Source organism: Janibacter zhaoxuefangae (genome assembly GCF_050271985.1).
Classification (GTDB): Bacteria; Actinomycetota; Actinomycetes; order Actinomycetales; family Dermatophilaceae.
In genome coordinates, this window is sequence record NZ_CP189849.1 from 1715237 (window position 1) to 1734187 (window position 18951).

The window sequence follows — 18951 nt, forward strand, 5'->3', positions numbered from 1 at the left end:
TCCTTGAGGTCCTCGAGGTCCTCGAGGAACATGATGCTGCGGGTGTCGCGGTTGCCGTAGAGCAACGTCACGGCGGAGAGCGGCTCGCGCTCGAGAATGTCCGTGACGATCGCGAGCACGGGGGTGATCCCCGAGCCGGCGGCGATGGCCACGTGCCGTCGGGACTCGCGGGGCCGCACCGGGGGCTGTGGAAGCCACCGGTGGGCGTCATCACGTCGATCCGGTCCCCCACGGCCACGACCGTGTTGAGCCACGTCGACATGCGACCGCCCGGGACGTGGGCCGAGCCCACCCGCAACGTGGCGGTCTCCCGAGCCCGGGTCGGGGACATCGCGATCGAGTACGACTGGCGGACCTCACCATGGCCGAGGTCGGCGCGCAGCGTGACGTGTTGCCCGGCCTCGAACCGCAGGTACTGGCCGGCCAGGTCATCGGGCACCGCGAAGGTGATCGCGACGGCGGCATCGGTGAGCCGCTCGACGTCGACCACCTCAAGCGAGTGGAAGGTCGGCCGGCGGGTCCCCGTGGACGGGACGAGGAGGGACATCAGGCGGTGGTGGACATCAGAGGGACTTGAACTCCTCGAAGGGTTCCCGGCACGCGCGACAGCGACGCAGTGCCTTGCAGGCGGTCGCTCCGAATCGTGCCACCTCCTCCGTGTCGAGGCTCCCGCACCCCGGGCAGGCCACCCTGCGCTCGCCGAGGGTCAGGAGCACAGCCGCCCGGTGACCCGGCGACGGCGCCGGACCCGGCGGCACGATCCCGGCGGCGGCCAGGGCGCGCCGCCCGTCCACGGTGATCCAGTCGGTGCTCCACGCCGGGCTGAGGCGCAGGTGCACGCGCGCCGTGACGCCGATCGCCGCCGCCGCGTGGACCACGGCCTGCTCGATGGCGGACATCGCGGGACACCCGGAGTACGTCGGGGTGATGACGACATCGACCGCGTCTGCCCCCGGCACCGGCGTCACCGACCGCAGGATCCCCCCAACTGGGCGATGGTCACGGTGGGGATCTCGGGATCAGGGACGGCGGCGATGACCGCCTCGACGCGGGTCGCGTCGAGCGGAGCGATGTGCTGCGCCGGTGCGCCGGTCACCACGTCGCCCCCCCGGGTGTGAGCGGGCCAGGTGCTGCATCTCCGCGAGGAGATGGCCCATCGGCCGGGAGTGGATTCCCCTCCGGCCACCGCGGGAGCGCCACGTCGGCTCGGCCGGTTGATCGAGGGTGGCTGCCACGAGGACCCGCGCGACGACGTCGTCGACCTCGGCGCGCAGCGACGACGGAAGGACCCCGACCTCGGCCTCTGCGGCGGCGACGGACGCCTCGTCGTCGTCGAAGAGTTCGGCCACGTACGGCGCGACGCGCTCGAGCGCCGCCTGCATCCGGGTGCGCGACGCCTCTGTCCCGTCCCCGAGGCGCACGACCCACTGCGCGGCGTGATCGCGGTGGTAGGCGACCTCCTTCACGGCCTTGGCTGCGACGGCCGCCAGCGCGAGAGTCCGCCGAGGAGGTCAGTGCCGTGTGCAGCGCCAGCCGTTGGGCACTGAACCAGAGCAGCCGAGCCATCTCGTCGGCGAAGTCGCCACGTTCCTGCTCCACGAGGTGGACGTTGCGGAAGGCGCGTTCGTCCCGCCAGTAGGCGAGGTCGTCCTCGGTGGCGCCCTCGCGGCCGAGCTCGCCGGCGTGGGTCAGCAGGGAGCGGGCCTGACCGAGGAGGTCGAGGCCGACGTTGGCCAGGGCCAGGTCCTCCTCGAGCTGTGGCGCCCGGGTGATCCACTCCCCCAGCCGTTGGGCGTAGATGAGCGCGTCGTCGGCGAGGCCGAGCACGTAGGCGTAGTGGGTGTCGGTGGCCGTGGGCGATGGGGTGGTTGACCGGGGTCCCCGCGAAGTATCGGAGCGAGGGACGAGCGGAGATCTTCGTGGGGTGGTTGACCGGGGTCCCCGCGAAGTATCGGAGCGAGGGACGAGCGGAGAACTTCGTGGGGGTTGACCGGGGTCCCCGCGAAGTATCGGAGCGAGGGACGAGCGGAGAACTTCGTGGGGTGGTCACAGGTACTCCACGTCGTCGGGCACGTCGTAGAAGGTCGGGTGCCGGTAGACCTTGTCGGCGGCCGGGTCGAAGAAGGACGCCTTCTCGTCGGGCGAGCTCGCCGTGATGTCGGCCGACGGCACGACCCAGATGGACACGCCCTCCTGCCGACGGGTGTAGACGTCGCGGGCATTGCGCAGTGCGAGGTCGGCGTCCGGCGCGTGCAGCGATCCCACGTGACCGTGGCTCATGCCCCGCTTGGGTCGGACGAAGACCTCCCACAGGGGCCAGTCGCGCTCGCTCATGCCGCGCTCCCCTGCCCGGCCCGCCGGGCGACCTTCGCCGCATGGGCGGTGGCTGCCTCCCGCACCCACGCACCGTCCTCGTGCGCGGCCCGACGGACGGCGACCCGCTCGGCGTTGCACGGCCCGTCGCCCGCGAGCACGCGCCGCGCCGGAACTCGCTCCAGTCGATCTCCCCGAAGGACCAGTGCCCGCGCTCCTCGTCCCACCGCAGGTCCGGGTCCGGCAGGGTCAGCCCGAGCCGCTGGGCCTGCGGGACGCTGATGTCGACGAACCGCTGCCGCAACTCGTCGTTGGCGAAACGCTTGATCCCCCAGCGCATGGACTGCTCGGTGTGGCCTCCACTCGCCTCGCTCCCGGTGTCGGGCGGGCCGAACATCATCAGCGACGGCCACCACCACCGGTCGACGGCGTCCTGGGCCATGTCCCGCTGAGCCTGCGTCCCGCGCGCCAGGACCCAGAGAATCTCGAAGCCCTGCCGCTGGTGGAAGGACTCCTCCTTGCAGACCCGGACCATGGCGCGGGCGTACGGGCCATAGGAGCAGCGGCACAGCGGCACCTGGTTCATGATGGCGGCGCCGTCGACGAGCCACCCGATGGCGCCGGCGTCGGCCCACGTCAGCGTCGGGTAGTTGAAGATCGAGGAGTAGCGCTGACGCCCCGTGTGAAGGCGGTCGAGCAGGTCCGCGCGCTCCACCCCGAGGGTCTCGGCGGCGCTGTAGAGGTAGAGCCCGTGCCCGGCCTCGTCCTGCACCTTGGCCATGAGGATCGCCTTGCGACGAAGACTGGGTGCGCGGGTGATCCAGTTCCCCTCGGGCTGCATCCCGATGATCTCGCTGTGGGCGTGTTGGGCAATCTGCCGGATCAGCGACTCGCGATAGGCCTGGGGCATCTCGTCGCGCGGCTCGATCCGCAGGTCCGCGTCGAGGAGGTCGTCGAAGGTGCCGGCCTCGATCGCGTTGATCGGGTCGTCGAGGTCCGGGAGGGCGCCGTTGCCTGCCATGCCTCCAGTATGGGCAGATGTGACAGAAACCAGCAATATCGGCCCACGCGCGTCACACTCTGCCTGCCGGACCGTCGGCGCGGCCGCCTGGGAGCCCGCCTAGACTCGCGGGGTGCCCCTCCACTTCGCCCTCGATGACCACGTCGCCACGGTGACGACGATCGATCGACCCGAGCGGCGCAATGCCCTCAACCTCGAGTCCCTCGAGGAGCTCCACACCCACGTGCGGGAGAGCGTCTCGCAGGGCGCCCGCGCCCTCATCGTGACCGGCGCCGCCGGGCACTTCTGCGCCGGTGCCGACCTCACCGAACTCGAGGACGTGTCCTTCACCCGCCGGCTCGCCCAGGTGCTGGACCACCTCGCGACCGTGCCGATCACGACGGTCGCCGCGATCTCCGGCTCGTGCATGGGGCTGGGTATGCAGCTCGCCGTGGCGTGCGACCTGCGCGTCGTCGCCGACGACGCCCGCTTCGCCGTCCCCGTCGCCAAGCTCGGTCTCATGGTCGACGCGTGGACGATGGACCGCGTGGCGCGGTTCTGGGGCGAAGGGGCGGCGCGCGCCATGGTGCTCGCCGCACGCGTCCTCGACGCCGACGACGCCTGGCGTCTTGGCTTCACCCAGCAGCGGGGAACCCTGGACGACGCGCGGGCACTCGCGCGGTCGACCGTCGGGCTGGCCCCGCTGAGCCAGGCCGGCAGCAAGATCGGCTTCGATCTCGGGTGGCACGGCGACCGGGCCGCCTTCGACGAAGCCTTCCTCCGGGCGTGGTCGAGCAGCGACCTCGCCGAGGGGCAGCGCGCCTTCACCGAGCGGCGCACACCGCGATTCCAGGGAGCCTGAGATGACCGACACACACGGACACGACCACGGTTCGCACGACCACGGCGCCCACGCCCACGGTGCCCACGATCACGACACCCAGGCGCCCGGTCCACTGGCCGACGCGAGCGTTCGCCGGGCCACGGTCACCGACGCCCCCGCCGTGGGCCTCGTGCAGGCCGAGGTCTGGCGCGAGGCGTATGCGACCACGGTCCCCGCCGAGGTGCTCGCGACGTTCCAGCCGCAGAGTTTCGCGAAGGCATGGCGCGAGTCGCTCGCCAACCCGCCTGCGGGCGTGCACCGCCTCATGGTTGCGTGCGCGGGCGATCAGGTCGTCGGCTTCGCCGCCGTCGGCCCGACCCAGGACCCGGACGCCGACTCCGCCACCGCCGAGGTGCTCGCACTCGGGGTGCACCCGGCCGCCCGCCGCCAGGGGCACGGCTCGCGCCTGCTCAACGCCTGCGTCGACATCCTCCGCGAGGCGGGTGCGACGACCATGCACGCCTGGCTCCTCCACGACCACGAGGCCACGCGCGCCTTCCTCGGGGCCTCGGGCCTCCAGCCCGATGGCGCCTACCGCGACCGCATCGTCTCCCCCGCCGGCGACACGGCACGGGAGGTCCGGCTCGTCGCGTCATTGCTCGACCCGGACGAGCCGTGACCGCGGGGGCCACCCCCGCGGATCGGAGTCAGGTCACTCGCCAGTCCCTCCTCGTCGGGGTCGCCACCGGCGCCTACGGAATCAGCTTCGGCGCCCTCTCGGTGGCGGCCGGCCTCGACGTACTGCAGACCATGGCGCTGTCCCTGCTCCTCTTCTCGGGCGGGTCGCAGCAGTTCGCCGTCGTCGGAGTGCTCGGCGCGGGCGGAGCCCCCGTCGCGGCCGTCGCCACCTCGACCCTGCTCGGCGTCCGCAACGGCATCTACGGCCTCCAGACGGCACGGCTCCTCGAGGTCGGCGGGTGGCGCCGTCTGCTCGCGGCGCACCTCACCATCGACGAGTCGACCGCGGTCGGCGTCGCCCAGTCCGATCGCGCCCTGGGCCGGGTGGGGTTCTGGTGGACGGGCGCGGCCGTCTTCGTCCTGTGGAACCTGATGACCCTCCTCGGGGCCGTCGTCGGCAACGCCCTCGGCGATCCGGCGACCTGGGGTCTCGACGCCGCCGCGGCGGCCGCCTTCTGCGGGCTCCTGTGGCCCCGGCTGCGCAGTCGCGACGCCGTCGCGACCGCCGTGCTTGCCGCCTTCCTCGCGCTCGTCACGGCGCCGGCGCTGCCGGTCGGCGTGCCCGTGCTCGTGGCCACCCTCGCCGCCGTCCTCGTCGGACTGCGGCACCCGGGGCGGCACGAGGGTGTGCTCGAGAAATCCGACCCCAGCGACCCGCGCACCTTCCCCGGCGCGGACCCGACGCCGTGAGGTGGCCCCGATGACCCTGTGGACGACCGTGCTGCTCGCGTGCGCACTCGCCTTCGCGCTCAAGGTGGCCGGCTATCTGGTCCCGGCCACCCTCGTCGAGGGCCCCCGGACCTCCCGCGTCATCACGCTCCTGCCCGTCGCGCTGCTCACGGCACTGATCGCCGTGCAGACGTTCACGGGTCATGGCGGGGCGTGGGCTCTGGACGCCCGGGCCGCAGGCGTGGGCGTCGCCATCGTGCTGCTGATCCTGCGGGCCAACTTCCTCGTCGTGGTCGTGGCTGCCGCTGCCGTGGCGGCGGCGTTGCGCGCCCTCGGCTGGGGCTGACCGAGCCGGCCTCGAGCGGGCGGCCCGGGCTCAGTCCAGGCCGAGGACGTGCTCCAGCCCGACGGTGAGGCCGGGGCGATCGAGGATGCCGCGGACGCCGGCGATGACGCCGGGCATGAAGGAGACCCGGTCGAAGGAGTCGTGCCGGATGGTCAGCTGCTCCCCCGTCGCGCCGAAGAGGACCTCCTGGTGGGCCACGAGGCCGCGGAGGCGGACGGCGTGCACGGGGATGCCGTTGACACGGGCACCCCTGGCGCCGTCGGGGTCGTGCGTCGTCGCGTCGGGCACGGCGTCCAGGCCGGCGGCCTGCCGCGCGTCGCCGATGAGATCGGCCGTGCGGGCCGCGGTGCCGCTGGGCGCGTCGACCTTGTCCGGGTGGTGCAGCTCGATGACCTCGACCGACTCGTAGAAGCGCGCCGCCTCCTGGGCGAACCGCATCATGAGGATCGCGCCGATGGCGAAGTTCGGCGCGATGAGCACGCCGACCTCGGGGTGCTCCGCGAGCTGCTGCTCGAGCGTCGCCAGTCGGTCGGCGGACCAGCCCGTGGTGCCGACGACCGCGTGCACACCCTGCTCGATGCAGTGGGCGACGTTCGCGGGTGACACGTCGGGGATGGTGAAGTCGATCGCGACCTGGGCTCCCCCGAGGTCGCCGAGGTCGTCCCCGGCGTCGAAGCGGCCGACGAGCTCGAGGCCGTCCGCCTCCTCCACCGCCCGGCAGGCCTGCGAACCCATCCGACCCGCGGCACCGATGACCGCCACCTTCGTGCTCGCGCCGCTGCTGGCGCCGTCCTGCGTCGTCGTCTCAGTCACCCGCCCAGCCTAGAGGGACGACTTCGACCCACCCAACAGGCCGCCCTCCAGCGCCAAGGTGAACACGAGGGGCAGGGTCGTTCACCTTCTGTTCACTTTCTGTTATAGTTGATTCAACGTAGGAACGACAGGAGGTCTCCCCATGGAGAACATCAAGCCGATGAAGCGGTCAAAGGCGACCACCCGTCCGCATGCACTCTGGGTTCCCCGGACAGACGCCAATGGCCACGTCCACATGGAGATGCGCTGGGTCGTCGATCAACCCACGCGCACCCGTAGCGCGCACGCTGCCTGAGCACCGTGGGCCACCCGAGTGGCTGACGACCGAAGCGGCCCGGTCCCCCAGATGGGGACCGGGCCGCTTCGTCATGCCGGGTGAGTCGGGCCCGTGAGGGCCCGACTCAGGCGTCAGCCCTCGTCCGAGCCGCCCTGGGCGCCGGACTCGTTCGAGCCACCACCGTTGCGGGGGCCACGACGACGACGGCTGCGGTTGCGGCCACCTTCGCGACGCTCACCGTCCTCCGTGCCCTCCTCGGAGGCGTCGGCCTGAGCCGGCGCGTCGACGGGGGCATCGGCCGGGGCGGCCTCGGGGGCAGCGTCTGCCGGAGCGTCCGCCGGAGCGTCGTCCGAGCCGGACTCGTCGGCGACGACAGCGGCCAGGCTCAGCTTGCCGCGCGGGTCGATCTCCTTGAGCTCGACCTGCACCTTCTGGCCCACGCCGAGGACGTCCTCGACGGCGTCGATCCGCTTACCACCGACGAGCTTGCGCACCTCGGAGATGTGCAGCAGGCCGTCCTTGCCCGGCAGGAGGGAGATGAACGCACCGAAGGTCGTCGTCTTCACGACGGTCCCGAGGAAGCGCTCGCCGATCTCCGGCATCTGCGGGTTCGCGATGGCGTTGACCGCGTTGCGGGCCGCCTCGGCCGACGGACCGTCGACCGCGCCGATGAAGACCGTGCCGTCGTCCTCGATGGAGATGTCGGCGCCCGTGTCCTCCTGGATCTGGTTGATCATCTTGCCCTTCGGGCCGATGACCTCACCGATCTTGTCCACGGGGACCTGGACCGTGATGATCCGCGGGGCGGTCGGAGCCATCTCGTCCGGAGCGTCGATGGCCTCGTTCATCACGTCGAGGATGTGCAGCCGGGCCTCGCGGGCCTGGGTCAGCGCGCCACCGAGAACCGAGGCGGGGATGCCGTCGAGCTTGGTGTCGAGCTGGATGGCCGTGACGAACTCACGCGTGCCGGCGACCTTGAAGTCCATGTCGCCGAAGGCGTCCTCGGCTCCGAGGATGTCGGTCAGGGCCGCGTACTGGGTCTCGCCGTCGACGACGTCGGAGACGAGGCCCATGGCGATGCCGGCGACGGGCGCCCGCAGCGGGACACCCGCGTTGAGCAGGGACAACGTCGACGCGCAGACCGAACCCATCGAGGTGGACCCGTTGGAGCTGAGTGCCTCGGAGACCTGGCGGATGGCGTAGGGGAACTCGTCACGCGGCGGCAGGACCGGCATGAGGGCCCGCTCGGCGAGCGCGCCGTGACCGATCTCGCGGCGCTTGGGCGAGCCCACGCGACCCGTCTCACCCGTGGAGTAGGGCGGGAAGTTGTAGTTGTGCATGTAGCGCTTGCGCGAGACGGGCGACAGCGAGTCGATCTGCTGCTCCATCTTGAGCATGTTGAGCGTCGTGACACCCATGATCTGGGTCTCGCCACGCTCGAAGATCGCGGAGCCGTGCACGCGCGGCAGGACCTCGACCTCGGCGGAGAGGGCGCGGATGTCCGCGAGCCCACGGCCGTCGATGCGGACCTTGTCGCGCAGGATGCGCTGGCGGACCAGCTTCTTCTGCACGGCGCGGTAGGCGGCGCTGATCTCCTTCTCGCGACCCGCGAACGGGCCCGGAGCGTCGATGGTGCCACCCAGCGTGGCCTTGAGTTCGTCCTTGATGACGTCGAGGCGGTCCTCGCGCTCGGCCTTGCCGGCGATGGTGAGTGCCTCGGCGGCCGCGGTGGCGACCTCGGCCTCGACGGCGGCGTAGGCGTCGTCCTGGTAATCCAGGAAGATCGGGAACTCCTCGACCGGCTTGGCGGCCTTGCTCGCCAGGTCGGCCTGCGCCTCGCAGAGGACCTTGATGAACTGCTTGGAGGCTTCGAGGCCCTCGGCCACGATCTCCTCGGTCGGGGCGGTCTTGCCCTCGTTCTTCACGAGGTTCCACGTGGACTCGGTGGACTCGGCCTCGACCATCATGATCGCGACGTCGCCGCCCTCGACCACGCGGCCGGCGACGACCATGTCGAAGGTCGAGCGCTCGATGTCCGAGAAGTTCGGGAAGGCGACCCACTGGTCGTCGATGAGCGAGACGCGGACGGCGCCGATCGGGCCCGAGAAGGGCAGACCGGAGATCTGCGTGGAGGCGCTCGCCGCGTTGATGGCGAGGACGTCGTACTGGTGGTCCGGGTGGACGGACAGGACGGTGATGACGACCTGGACCTCGTTGCGCAGACCCTTCTTGAAGGTCGGGCGCAGCGGGCGGTCGATCAGGCGGCAGGTGAGGATGGCGTCCGTGCTGGGACGGCCCTCACGCCGGAAGAAGCTGCCCGGGATGCGACCCGCGGCGTACATGCGCTCCTCGACGTCCACCGTCAGGGGGAAGAAGTCGAACTGGTCCTTCGGCGTCCGACCGGCGGTCGTCGTGGACAGGAGCGTGGTCTCGTTGTCGAGGTAGGCGGTGACGGAGCCACCGGCCTGCTTGGCGAGGCGCCCGGTCTCGAACCGGACGGTGCGGGTGCCGAATGAGCCGTTGTCGATGGTGGCTTCGGCGAAGGTGATCTCTGGACCCTCCATTGGGTCCTCCATTTCTGTTCTCAACGAACCGCGTGCATCGTCGTTGTGCACGGGCATTCCTTTGGGGCTGTGCCCCACGCGCGGGCCATCCATGGCTGGCGCGTCATGCGGCAAGGAGCGGCCCCCGGACGGGAACCGCTCCTTGTCGGATGTCTTATCGACGGAGGCCGAGTCGCTTGATCAGCGAACGGTAGCGCTCGATGTCGGTGGTCTCGAGGTAGCGCAGCAGGCGACGACGACGGCCGACCAGCAGCAGGAGGCCGCGGCGGCTGTGGTGGTCGTGCTTGTGCTCGCGCGAGTGCTCGGTGAGGTCGAGGATGCGCTGGGTCAGGAGCGCGATCTGCACCTCGGGGGAGCCGGTGTCGCCCTCGACCGTGGCGTACTCGGTCATGATCTTCTTCTTGACGTCAGTGTCCAAAGGCATGGATGAACCGACTCCTTTTCATCTGTGTTGCGCGGTGCTCCAGGGCAGGTCCACCTGGGCGCTCTCTGTCCGCGGCCGATTGCACGGCAGATCCAAGGTTAGCAGCGCCCGGCGGGCCGCCCTAATCGGTGCGGACCACCCCGACGGTGGCACCACGCACCCACGGGAGGGGCTCCCGTCGGCGACGACGGGAGCCCCTCGAGCGTCACTGCGTCTCCGACCTCACGGGTCGACGACGACGGTGCAGGTGTACGTCCCGGGCAGCAGGTCGTCGGCCGTGATCGACCCGTCGCCCTGCCCTGCCCCGGCCTCGGTGGACGTCGCGCCCTCGGCGATCGCGTCCGCGGTGGGGTCGGTGCCCTCGACGCAGGCCATCGTCGATGCCGTGCCGCCGGGGACCTGGGAGTCCACGGAAACACTGACATCGGTCAGCGGCATGTTGTGGAAGGTGACCTCGGTGACGCCGTCCGAACCACAGTCGGCGTCGGTGACGGCCACCGTCTGGGTGAGGTCGGTGATGGCGTTGCCGTCGGCGTCGACGGCGTGGTATCCGTCGGGCACCGTCTCGGCGACGGTGTAGTCGCCGGCCCAGGCACTCACCTGGAGGCCGGGGATGCAGACCGTGCCCGCGTCACCGGTCGTGCTGGCGACGCCCGCCTCGGGGGTGGATCCGCCCGTGGTGGTGAAGTCCACGCCCGACTGCGGGTGCCAACCCGAGCCACTCGCCTGGTGCTTGCGCAGCTTGGTGATGAGCAGGCCGCCCTTCTCCACCGCGTTGGTGAAGGTGCAGGTGACCGTCTCGCCCGGATCGAGGTCGATCGCGCCCACCGTGCTGGCGTCACCGGCCTCCGTGCTCGTGCAGGCCGTGCCCGTCAGGTCCCAACTCGTCGGCACCGTCTCGGCGACGGCGTAGCCGCCGGGAGCCTGGTCGGTGAACGACGTGGAGGCCAGGCCGGCCGCGCCGGTGCCGGTCGGGGTGAGCTGGAACGGCCCGAGCTTGGTGCTCGTGAAAGCAAAGGCCTGGCTGTCCGGGGCCGCCTTGAACCCGTCCGTGATGACCTTCTGGATGACGATGGTGCCCCGCGCGGTGTTCGTGAACGTGCAGTCCACGACGTCGCTCGGGTCGTCGATGTCGAAGCTCGCCCGGCCGGTCGCCAGGTCCGTCGTGGGCTCGACTCCCTCGCTCGCCGAGCAGTCGATGTCGGTGAGGTCGTAGCCGTTGCCCTCCGTCTCCGTCACGGTGAGGTCGTCTCCGATGAGGACGTTGGTGAACTGCTTGTCGTCGCCGTCGCCCAGGGCGAAGGCCGCGGCCGGTCCCGGGTCCCCGACGGCGACACCGGGATCGATGGTGAAGTCGGGGGTGAAGTCCCACGTGCCGGTGGCACCCGTCGGGTCGGTGACCTTGCGGATGATGACCTTGCCGCAGTTGCTGATGCCGGTCGGGATCGGCTCGATGAAGTCCTTCGCCGCCGCGGTGAACGAGTCGGACGAGCGACTCTTGAGGTAGGCCGAGCCGAAGCACACAACGGTTCATGCCACCCGTCAGCGCGTCGAAGTCGACCTGGGCCTCGCCGAAGGTCCGCACGCTCAGCGCGCCGAGTCCGGCCGAGTCGGCGGCCGCTATCGGTTCGCTGTTGATCGAGCCGGCGGCGTCGCCGGCGGCCGAGAGGTTGGACCGGGCGCCCCAACACGGCTTGGCCGAGGAGGCCTCACAGGTACCCGTCGAGTCGCTGGCGAGCCACCGCGAGATGAACAGCTGCGGGTTGGTGCCACCCTGCGACAGGTCGTACTGGATGAGCATGTCCCCCGCCGTGCGGACCGGGGTGACGCCGTTGGCGGTGAGCTCCTCCGACTGGTTGAACTCGAAGTCCATGTTCGTCGTGCCGCTCGGCTCCTGGACCCGGGACCAGAACATGTTGAGGAACTGGCGCCCCTCCGTGGTCTTCTCGAGGTAGACGCCGAAGTTCAACAGGTCAGACTTGTTCGGCGGGATCGAGCCGTTCTCGATGACCGGGACCTCGGTGTCCTCCTTCGTGCCCTGGGTGAACGAGTCGTCACCCGAGCCGCTGGGCGCGTCCGCGCCGATCGTGCCGTCGAGACCGGGCGTGGCCCAGTCGAGCCGACCGATGTTGTCGACCTTGAGATTGGCGCCCTTCGTCGGCACCTGGACCTGCTTGCCCTTGACGGTCTGCGTCACGAGCACGGTGCTGTCGATCTCGAAGCTGCTGCCGTCCAGAGTCTCCTGGCCCGGAATGGCGGCGCCCGCCGAGGTGGCGAAACCGAGGCCACCCATGGCCAGTGCGGCCACCGCGGCGAGGGAGACGGCACGACGCCGACCTCCCGGAATGTGTGTCTTCATGAACCTGACTCCCCTGTGCGACGAGGGCCCCGGGCGGTCGTCCGAGGTCGGTCCCGACGGTGCGGCGCACGAGGCGACGCCCGCCTGTCACGGCGCCTGGTGCGCCTCGGGACGCTTCCGAGTCTGTTCCGGTGTGGCACACGGGGATACCGCCCGATGGGGTCAACTGCCGGGCCCCTCCGGACCCCACCCAACGGGCCAGCCGGAAACGACCGGTAGGTCGAAGGCGCCCCATTGCGTGGGATCTGTCCGGCACCCGGGGCCAGGGATCGGACACGGAAATGGCCCGTGGACCCCCGGAGGGGTCCACGGGCCGGGGGTAAACCCTCGATCGCTCGTCAGAGGTTGATCATGTGGCCGGCGATGCCCTCGACGGCCTCCTTCACCGACTCCGACAAGGTCGGGTGGGCGAAGACGTTGCGGGCGACCTCGTCGGCCGTGAGGTCCCACTTCTGCGCGAGCGTGAGCACCGGCAGGAGCTCGGTGACGTCCGGGCCGATCATGTGAGCGCCGAGGATCTCGTTGTACTTTGCGTCCGCGACGACCTTGACGAAGCCGACCGGGTCACCCAGGCCCATCGCCTTGCCGTTGGCCGAGAACGGGAAGGTCGCGGTCTTGACCTCGTAGCCCTTCTCCTTTGCCTGCTCCTCCGAGTAACCGAAGGACCCGATCTGCGGGTGGCAGTAGGTCGCCCGCGGGATCATGTCGAAGTCGATGGGCATCGTCTCGGCGCCGGCCATGGTCTCGGCGGCGACGACGCCCATGGCCTCGGCGACGTGGGCGAGCATCATCTTCGCCGTGACGTCGCCGATGGCGTAGACGTTCGGGACGTTGGTGCGCATGAACTCGTCGATCTTGATGGCGCCGCGCTCGGTGAGCTCGACACCGATCGACTCGAGGCCATAGCCCTCGGTGCGTGGCGCGAACCCGATCGCGGAGAGCAGCTTGTCGGCCTCGAGGACCTGCTGGTCACCACCGGCCGCGGGGCTGACCGTGACCTTGACGCCGGAGCCGGTGTCCTCGACGCCCTCGACCTTGGTGCTGAGCATGACCTTCACGCCGAGCTTCTTGTAGTGCTTGAGGAGTTCCTTGGAGACGGCCGCGTCCTCGGTGGGGACCATCCGGTCGAGGAACTCGACGATGGTGACGTCGACGCCGAAGTTCTTCATGACATAGGCGAACTCGACACCGATGGCGCCCGAGCCGGCGATGATGATCGAGCCCGGGAGCTCCTCGGAGAGGATCTGCTCCTCGTAGGTCACGACGTTCTGCGAGACCTCGACGCCCGGGAGCATGCGCGTCACGGCGCCGGTGGCGATGATCAACTTGTCGAAGGTGACGGTCTGCTTCTCACCGGAGTTGAGCTCGACGTCCATCGACGTGGCCGACGTCAGGGTCCCCCAGCCGTCGATCTCGGTGATCTTGTTCTTCTTCATCAGGAAGTGGACGCCCTTGACGATGCCGTCGCTCACCTGACGGCTGCGCTTGTGGGTCGGCCCGTAGGACATCGTGGCGTCGCCCTCGATGCCGAACTTCGCCTTGTCGTGCTGCAGCGTGTGCGCGAGCTCGGCGTTCTTGATGAGCGCCTTGGAGGGGATGCACCCCACGTTGAGACAGACACCGCCCCAGTACTTCTTCTCGACGACGGCGACCTTCAGGCCGAGCTGTGAGGCTCGGATCGCCGCGACGTAACCACCAGGACCTGCACCCAGAACAACGAGATCGAAGTCAGCCATGGCGCCAGCCTAGACGGTGACGGTGCCGCCCCGGAGGTTGGTCCTCAGGACGCGGATCGCCGGAGCGCCTCGTGGATCCGTCGGGCGGCCGGCGCCGCGGTCTCGCCACCCGTTCCGCCCTGCGCGATCGTCACCACGACGACGTAACGCGGGTCGTCCGCCGGGGCATAGGAGGCGAACCACGCGGTGTCCTCGTGGCCGAAGACCTCCCCCGTGCCGGTCTTCCCGGCCACCGGCCAGTCCGTCGAGAGGCCGGCGAAGGCGGCCCTCGCCGTGCCGTTGGTGACGACGGCGCGCAGGGACCGGCGCAGGTAGGCCAAGGTCGCGGGAGACATGCTCATCCCCGGTCGGGTGCTCGCCTCGAGTGCGGGCGCCCGGCTGCCGTCGGCAGCGACGACGGCCTGACCGACGTGCGGCGTCCGGACGTCGCCACCGGTGGCGATCGAGGCGAAGACCTGCGCCATCTGCAGGGGTGTGGCGCCGAGGTCTCCCTGGCCGATGGACAGGTTCGCCTCGTCACCGGCCCGGAACTGGAAGCCGGACGTGCAGTTCTCCTTCGCGAGGGCCTTGAGGTACGTGGCTCGGGCCGCGTCCTCGACCTCCGGGTAGCCGGTCCTGGCCCGGCGACAGGTGTCCTCCTTCGTCGCCTCCCACGTGGCCCTCTTCCAACTGCGGTCGGGCACCCGGCCCGAGACCTCGCCCGGCAGGTCGACGCCGGTCTCGCTCCCGAGGCCCGCCTCCCGGGCGGCCGTGATGAAGACGTCGCCGTCGTCATCGCCGGCGAGCCCGCCCTGCTCGCGCCACTCCTCGTGGGCGAAGGCGTAGAAGACGGTGTCGCACGAGATCTCCATGGCCCGGTGCAACGAGATGACGCCGTGGGCGCGCGATTCGTAGTTGCGGAAGAGGCGGTCCCCGATCCGGTAGGACGAGGCGCAGTCGTAGCGACCGTCCAGGGAGTGGCCGGCCGCGACGGCCGCCGGCAGGGAGATCACCTTGAAGGTCGAGGCCGGCGGGAAGAGGCTCGAGGTCGCCCGCGAGACGAGTGGGGTACCGGCCCGCTCGTCGGTGAGGCGGTCGTAGTCCCGCTGGGAGATGCCGCCGGTCCAGACATCGGGATCGAAGGTCGGCGCCGACGCCATCGCCACGACCCCACCATCCGTGGTGTCGATGACGACCGCGGCACCCGAGTCGGCCTTCCAGCCGCGGGTGCGCGCGCCCTGGAGTGCGTCGGCCAGTGCGTCCTCCGTCGCGGCCTGCACGGAGGCGTCGATGGTCGTGCGAAGGTCGCGACCGGGCACGGGCTCGACGCGCGAGACCTCCCCCGTCACCAGGCCGCGTGCGTCGACGGTCACGACGCGTCGTCCCGGTGTGCCGCGCAGGACCTCGTCGTACTGCTGCTCGAGGCCTGCCCGCCCGACCAGGTCCTGGTCGGTGATCCCGCTGGCGGTGTCCTGGACGTCCTCCGCCGTCGCGCGGGTGAGGTAACCGAGCAGGTGGGCGGCGTTGGCCCCCTTCGGGGCGGGGTGGTGACGTACCGGGGTGGCCTCCACCGCGACGCCGGGGTAGCGCTCAGGGTCCTCGACGAGCGCGAGGGCGGCCCGCGCGTCGACGCCGGTGGCCACCGGAACGGGCACATAGGCCGATCCGCCCCAGCAGGCCGGGGGTGGCGCGGCGCCCTCCGTCCCGCAGAGGCGGGTCCGGTCCCACAGCGTGGCCGCGGACTCGTCGAGCGCGCGAGCGACGCGGGTGACGAGCGCCCGACCCTGGTCCGGCGCGGTCGTGAGGACGGAGCGATCGATGGTGACGACCGTCTGCGACGCGTTGTCCACCAGCGGGACCCCGTGCCGGTCGAGGATCCGGCCACGCACGGCCGGCGTGAGGATCTCCCGGGTCTCGGCGACGACGGCGAGTTGGTCGCTGCCGTCGCCGAACTGGACCTGGCCGAGCCGCCCGAGAAGTGAGGCGAAGAGCAGCGCGAGGATGCCGGTGAAGGCGAAGAGACGGACGTGCAGACCGGCCTGCGCTCCCCCGTCCTTCCCTGCGCGCGCGGTCGCCCCCGCCGACCAGCGCCGGCCTCGGCGCCCGCCGGTGTCGACGTGACGCCGCGGCCAGCGTCCCGCGATGGCCCGGCTGGCACGGCGGCGCCGCCACCCCCATCGGGTGATGCCCTCCCGCCGCCGTACGCGCCGGCTCACGCCAGCCGCCGCTCGGCGAGGGCGTGGTCCACCCGGATGAGGAAGGGGACGACGGGCGCCGCGAGCAGGAGGGTCAGCATGCAGCGAACCGCGACGTCGGCCCACGCGACGGGCACCGCGGCCAGACCGGCGCGGAGCAGGTCGAGGGCGACGACGATCCCCAGGGCGCCCGCCGTGACGACGAGGATCCAGACGAGCGGGGCACCCTCGATGCGGCGCCCGCGCCCGGCCAGCGCCCCGGCGGCGCCAAGTGCCAGAGCCGTCAACCCGAGCGGGCTGCCGCCTGGCGGAAGGAGGTCGACGACGAGGCCACCGGCCAGTCCGGCCGTGGCCCCGGCGGTCGTCCCGGACGTCAGTCCGACGGCAACGACCACGACGAGGACGAGGTGCGGCAGCACGGTGAGCCCCCGCGCGCCGAGCATGGCCGCGGTGAGGGCCGCCAGCACGAGCAGGGCCACGCGCAGCGGCCAACGCAGGCCGATCATGCGCCGCCCGTCGTCGTGGGGCGCGGTGTCCCACGCGGGACGGTCAGCACGACCCCGACGACGTCGAGGGCGTCGAGGGGGACGAGCGGTGCCGCCGCGCCCCGCGGCGTGATCGCGCCCGGGTCGTCGTCGACCCGCACGACGCGGGCCACGGGGATGCCGGCCGGCAGCGGGTGACCGTCCGGGCTGCCGAGCGTCTCGAGGGTGTCACCGACGCTGAGGCTCGCGCCGCTGACGAGCGACACCGACAACTGGCCGGCCTCGCGCGGCACTCCCCTGGCCCCCGTGCCCGCCCGAAGGCTGCCGAGGCCAGAGCGCTTGCCGGCCGCCGGGGTGACCCGGACAGCGACGGTGAGGTCCCCGGACCCGAGCACGACGACGTCACTGGTCCACCGCGAGAGTGACACCACACGTCCGACGAGACCGACGTCGGTGACGACGGCCAGGCCGACCGTCGCGCCGTCCCGTGAACCGACGTCGATCGTGACCCGCTCGGGGCCACTCGCCCCGACGGCGCCCACGGCGACGACGCGCGCCGGCAGCAGGTCCTTCCCGGCCACGTGCGGCGCGGCGAGGAGGTCGGCGAGCTGGCCCCCTTCGGTGGCCGTGCGTCGCTCCTCCCGCAACTGCTGGGCGAGGGCGTCGCGCTCCCGACGCAGCATGGTCAGGTCGTCGTCGGCCGGCGCCAGCGCACGCTCGACGGGCCCCAACACCGTCCCGGCCGCCCGACGGACGGGTGCCGTCGCCGAGGGCGCGGCGATGTCGAGGAGGAGGAGCGCGACCGCGATGACGGCCAGGGACACGAGCCAGCGGCGTCCTCGGGAGCCCCGATCAGAAGCGGCGGGCATCGACGAGGACCTGCTCGAGGGCATCGACGTCGTCGACACACGTGCCGGCGCCGCGAACCACGGCGTGCATCGGGTCGTCGGCGACGGTGACGGGGACACCCAGTTCGCGGCGCAGGCGTTCGTCGAGGCCGCGCAGCAGGGCCCCGCCGCCGGTGAGGGTGATCCCGTTGTCGAGCACGTCCCCGGCCAGCTCGGGTGGGCAGACGTCGAGCACCTCGCGGACCACGGCGACGATCCGCAGCACGGGCTCCTCGACGGCCCGGCGGACCTCGGCCGACGACACGTCCACGGTCTTCGGGAGGCCGGTCGCGAGATCGCGTCCGCGCACCCGGGCGCTCAGCTCCTGACCCAACGGGTAGGCGGAACCGGCCGCGACCTTGATGTCCTCGGCGCTCCGCTCTCCCAGCAGCAGCGAGTAGTCGGCCTTGAGGTGGGCGATGATCGCCTCGTCGAGGTCGTCGCCGCCGAGGCGGAGGCTGCGCGCGGCCACGATGCCGCCCAGCGCGATGACGGCGACGTCCGTCGTCCCGCCGCCGATGTCGACGACCATGCAGGCTGACGTCCTCGTGATCGGCAGCCCCGCTCCGATCGCCGCCGCCAGCGGCTCCTCGATGACGTACACGCGCCGCGCCCCGGCGCGAATGGCCGCGTCCTCGACGGCGCGGCGCTCGACGCCGGTCACCTCGCTCGGGACACACACGACCATGCGCGGCCGGATCAGGCGCGACGGCCTGACCTGGTCGACGAAGTAACGCAACATCCGCTCCGCCACGTCGGCGTCGGAGATGACGCCGTCCCGCAGGGGACGCACAGCACGGATGGCACCGGGGGTGCGGCCGAGCATCTCCTTCGCGCGGGTGCCGGCGGCGACGAGTTCGTCGCTGCCCGAGCGCACGGCGACGACGGACGGCTCGTCGAGCACGATCCCCCGGCCCTGCTCGTGGATGACCGTGTTGGCCGTGCCGAGGTCGATCGCGAGGTCACGACCGACCCGCCACCGCCGTCCCCGAGCCTCAGGCATCGGGATCAGAGGGAGGGGAACCAGATGGCGATCTCGCGCGCGGCAGACTCCGGCGAGTCCGAGCCGTGGACGATGTTCTCCTGGACCTTCTTGCCCCAGTCGCGCCCGAGGTCGCCGCGGATCGTGCCCGGCAGCGCCTCGTCGGGTTGGTGGCGCCGGCGAGCGCGCGGAAGCCGGGGATGCAGCCGTGACCCTCGACGACGACGGCCGTCACCGGGCCCGAGCTCATGGAACTCGAGGAGCGGCTCGTAGAAGGGCTTGCCCTCGTGCTCGGCGTAGTGAGCCGCGAGCTGCTCACGGGTCGGGGTCGTCACCGCGAGCGCCGCGAGCGTGTAGCCCT

19 protein-coding genes and 3 pseudogenes are annotated in these 18951 nt (G+C 71.4%); 5 read left to right on the forward strand and 17 right to left on the reverse strand.

Annotation, left to right across the window (positions count from 1 at the left end):
• Positions 1 to 38 precede the first annotated feature (38 nt).
• From ACQBAS_RS08055 to paaA, 7 genes and pseudogenes are all read right to left on the reverse strand, one after another.
• Positions 39 to 86: pseudogene (locus ACQBAS_RS08055) on the reverse strand (hypothetical protein); the annotation flags it as partial.
• Positions 68 to 547: an FAD-binding oxidoreductase gene (locus ACQBAS_RS08060; RefSeq protein WP_427383289.1), complete on the reverse strand. Its 480-nt coding sequence runs from the start codon at positions 545 to 547 to the stop codon at positions 68 to 70. The pseudogene ACQBAS_RS08055 and the gene ACQBAS_RS08060, both read right to left, overlap by 19 nt.
• 16 nt (positions 548 to 563) lie before the next feature.
• Positions 564 to 968, reverse strand: coding sequence for a 1,2-phenylacetyl-CoA epoxidase subunit PaaD (paaD, locus tag ACQBAS_RS08065; protein WP_427383290.1), 405 nt, complete (start codon positions 966 to 968; stop codon positions 564 to 566).
• 51 nt (positions 969 to 1019) lie between these two features.
• The gene (locus ACQBAS_RS08070) at positions 1020 to 1466 is read right to left on the reverse strand and encodes a 1,2-phenylacetyl-CoA epoxidase subunit PaaC (protein WP_427383291.1); all 447 of its coding nucleotides are present in this window, start codon (positions 1464 to 1466) and stop codon (positions 1020 to 1022) included.
• 88 nt (positions 1467 to 1554) lie between these two features.
• Positions 1555 to 1827 (reverse strand): annotated as a pseudogene (locus ACQBAS_RS08075) (1,2-phenylacetyl-CoA epoxidase subunit PaaC); the annotation flags it as partial.
• Between the two features lie 219 nt (positions 1828 to 2046).
• Positions 2047 to 2334, reverse strand: a complete 288-nt coding sequence (paaB, locus tag ACQBAS_RS08080) for a 1,2-phenylacetyl-CoA epoxidase subunit PaaB (RefSeq protein WP_427383292.1) — start codon at positions 2332 to 2334, stop codon at positions 2047 to 2049.
• A pseudogene (gene paaA, locus ACQBAS_RS08085) lies at positions 2331 to 3334 on the reverse strand (1,2-phenylacetyl-CoA epoxidase subunit PaaA). The gene paaB and the pseudogene paaA overlap by 4 nt, the downstream one beginning before the upstream one ends.
• Before the next feature lie 112 nt (positions 3335 to 3446).
• Here paaA and ACQBAS_RS08090 point away from each other — a divergent pair.
• From ACQBAS_RS08090 to ACQBAS_RS08105, 4 genes are read left to right on the forward strand one after another with little or no spacing between them, the layout of a single operon-like run.
• Positions 3447 to 4175: an enoyl-CoA hydratase-related protein gene (locus tag ACQBAS_RS08090; protein WP_427383293.1), complete on the forward strand. Its 729-nt coding sequence runs from the start codon at positions 3447 to 3449 to the stop codon at positions 4173 to 4175.
• Between the two features lies 1 nt (position 4176).
• Entirely contained in the window at positions 4177 to 4815 is a 639-nt protein-coding gene (locus ACQBAS_RS08095; RefSeq protein WP_427383294.1) for an N-acetyltransferase family protein, read from the forward strand.
• Complete coding sequence (locus ACQBAS_RS08100) at positions 4812 to 5564, forward strand: AzlC family ABC transporter permease (RefSeq protein WP_427383295.1); 753 nt, start codon at positions 4812 to 4814, stop codon at positions 5562 to 5564. The genes ACQBAS_RS08095 and ACQBAS_RS08100 overlap by 4 nt, the downstream gene beginning before the upstream one ends.
• Before the next feature lie 10 nt (positions 5565 to 5574).
• Positions 5575 to 5889: an AzlD domain-containing protein gene (locus ACQBAS_RS08105; protein WP_427383296.1), complete on the forward strand. Its 315-nt coding sequence runs from the start codon at positions 5575 to 5577 to the stop codon at positions 5887 to 5889.
• Positions 5890 to 5919: 30 nt separating this feature from the next.
• Here the strand turns inward: ACQBAS_RS08105 and dapB are convergent, their stop codons facing one another.
• Positions 5920 to 6624 carry a 4-hydroxy-tetrahydrodipicolinate reductase gene (gene dapB / locus ACQBAS_RS08110; protein WP_427385606.1) on the reverse strand — a complete coding sequence of 235 codons (705 nt, stop codon included), beginning with the start codon at positions 6622 to 6624 and terminating at the stop codon, positions 5920 to 5922.
• Between the two features lie 220 nt (positions 6625 to 6844).
• Here dapB and ACQBAS_RS08115 point away from each other — a divergent pair, with 220 nt between their 5' ends.
• The gene (locus ACQBAS_RS08115; protein WP_427383297.1) at positions 6845 to 6997 is read left to right on the forward strand and encodes a hypothetical protein; all 153 of its coding nucleotides are present in this window, start codon (positions 6845 to 6847) and stop codon (positions 6995 to 6997) included.
• A 113-nt stretch (positions 6998 to 7110) separates the two neighbouring features.
• Here the strand turns inward: ACQBAS_RS08115 and ACQBAS_RS08120 are convergent, their stop codons facing one another.
• The 9 genes from ACQBAS_RS08120 to ACQBAS_RS08160 all read right to left on the reverse strand — a co-directional run bounded on the left by ACQBAS_RS08120 (position 7111) and on the right by ACQBAS_RS08160 (position 18925).
• Positions 7111 to 9543 carry a polyribonucleotide nucleotidyltransferase gene (locus tag ACQBAS_RS08120; RefSeq protein ID WP_427383298.1) on the reverse strand — a complete coding sequence of 811 codons (2433 nt, stop codon included), beginning with the start codon at positions 9541 to 9543 and terminating at the stop codon, positions 7111 to 7113.
• Between the two features lie 154 nt (positions 9544 to 9697).
• Positions 9698 to 9967 (reverse strand): 30S ribosomal protein S15, encoded by a 270-nt coding sequence (gene rpsO, locus ACQBAS_RS08125; protein WP_427383299.1) that lies wholly within the window; start codon positions 9965 to 9967, stop codon positions 9698 to 9700.
• A gap of 222 nt (positions 9968 to 10189) precedes the next feature.
• Positions 10190 to 11491 carry a prealbumin-like fold domain-containing protein gene (locus tag ACQBAS_RS08130; RefSeq protein WP_427383300.1) on the reverse strand — a complete coding sequence of 434 codons (1302 nt, stop codon included), beginning with the start codon at positions 11489 to 11491 and terminating at the stop codon, positions 10190 to 10192.
• 1173 nt (positions 11492 to 12664) lie between these two features.
• The gene (gene lpdA, locus ACQBAS_RS08135) at positions 12665 to 14062 is read right to left on the reverse strand and encodes a dihydrolipoyl dehydrogenase (RefSeq protein WP_427383301.1); all 1398 of its coding nucleotides are present in this window, start codon (positions 14060 to 14062) and stop codon (positions 12665 to 12667) included.
• Between the two features lie 44 nt (positions 14063 to 14106).
• The gene (mrdA, locus tag ACQBAS_RS08140; protein WP_427383302.1) at positions 14107 to 16257 is read right to left on the reverse strand and encodes a penicillin-binding protein 2; all 2151 of its coding nucleotides are present in this window, start codon (positions 16255 to 16257) and stop codon (positions 14107 to 14109) included.
• Complete coding sequence (locus ACQBAS_RS08145; protein ID WP_427383303.1) at positions 16254 to 16742, reverse strand: hypothetical protein; 489 nt, start codon at positions 16740 to 16742, stop codon at positions 16254 to 16256. Before ACQBAS_RS08145 ends, mrdA begins: the two co-directional genes overlap by 4 nt.
• A complete protein-coding gene (mreC, locus tag ACQBAS_RS08150) occupies positions 16739 to 17590 on the reverse strand; it encodes a rod shape-determining protein MreC (RefSeq protein ID WP_427383304.1) in 852 nt (283 codons plus the stop codon). Before mreC ends, ACQBAS_RS08145 begins: the two co-directional genes overlap by 4 nt.
• Complete coding sequence (locus ACQBAS_RS08155; RefSeq protein WP_427383305.1) at positions 17574 to 18611, reverse strand: rod shape-determining protein; 1038 nt, start codon at positions 18609 to 18611, stop codon at positions 17574 to 17576. The genes mreC and ACQBAS_RS08155 overlap by 17 nt, the downstream gene beginning before the upstream one ends.
• 5 nt (positions 18612 to 18616) lie before the next feature.
• Positions 18617 to 18925: a nucleoside-diphosphate kinase gene (locus ACQBAS_RS08160; protein WP_427383306.1), complete on the reverse strand. Its 309-nt coding sequence runs from the start codon at positions 18923 to 18925 to the stop codon at positions 18617 to 18619.
• Positions 18926 to 18951: the final 26 nt, after the last annotated feature.

Excerpts from the sequence above, each read along its gene's own strand:
- ACQBAS_RS08095 (WP_427383294.1), top strand. The coding sequence starts at position 4,177 with ATGACCGACACACACGGACACGACCACGGTTCGCACGACCACGGCGCC.
- ACQBAS_RS08060 (WP_427383289.1), bottom strand. The coding sequence starts at position 547 with ATGTCCCTCCTCGTCCCGTCCACGGGGACCCGCCGGCCGACCTTCCAC.
- ACQBAS_RS08155 (WP_427383305.1), bottom strand. The coding sequence starts at position 18,611 with ATGCCTGAGGCTCGGGGACGGCGGTGGCGGGTCGGTCGTGACCTCGCG.
- rpsO (WP_427383299.1), bottom strand. The coding sequence starts at position 9,967 with ATGCCTTTGGACACTGACGTCAAGAAGAAGATCATGACCGAGTACGCC.
- dapB (WP_427385606.1), bottom strand. The coding sequence starts at position 6,624 with ATGGGTTCGCAGGCCTGCCGGGCGGTGGAGGAGGCGGACGGCCTCGAG.
- lpdA (WP_427383301.1), bottom strand. The coding sequence starts at position 14,062 with ATGGCTGACTTCGATCTCGTTGTTCTGGGTGCAGGTCCTGGTGGTTAC.
- ACQBAS_RS08105 (WP_427383296.1), top strand. The coding sequence starts at position 5,575 with ATGACCCTGTGGACGACCGTGCTGCTCGCGTGCGCACTCGCCTTCGCG.
- mreC (WP_427383304.1), bottom strand. The coding sequence starts at position 17,590 with ATGCCCGCCGCTTCTGATCGGGGCTCCCGAGGACGCCGCTGGCTCGTG.
- ACQBAS_RS08115 (WP_427383297.1), top strand. The coding sequence starts at position 6,845 with ATGGAGAACATCAAGCCGATGAAGCGGTCAAAGGCGACCACCCGTCCG.
- ACQBAS_RS08120 (WP_427383298.1), bottom strand. The coding sequence starts at position 9,543 with ATGGAGGGTCCAGAGATCACCTTCGCCGAAGCCACCATCGACAACGGC.
- ACQBAS_RS08145 (WP_427383303.1), bottom strand. The coding sequence starts at position 16,742 with ATGATCGGCCTGCGTTGGCCGCTGCGCGTGGCCCTGCTCGTGCTGGCG.
- paaB (WP_427383292.1), bottom strand. The coding sequence starts at position 2,334 with ATGAGCGAGCGCGACTGGCCCCTGTGGGAGGTCTTCGTCCGACCCAAG.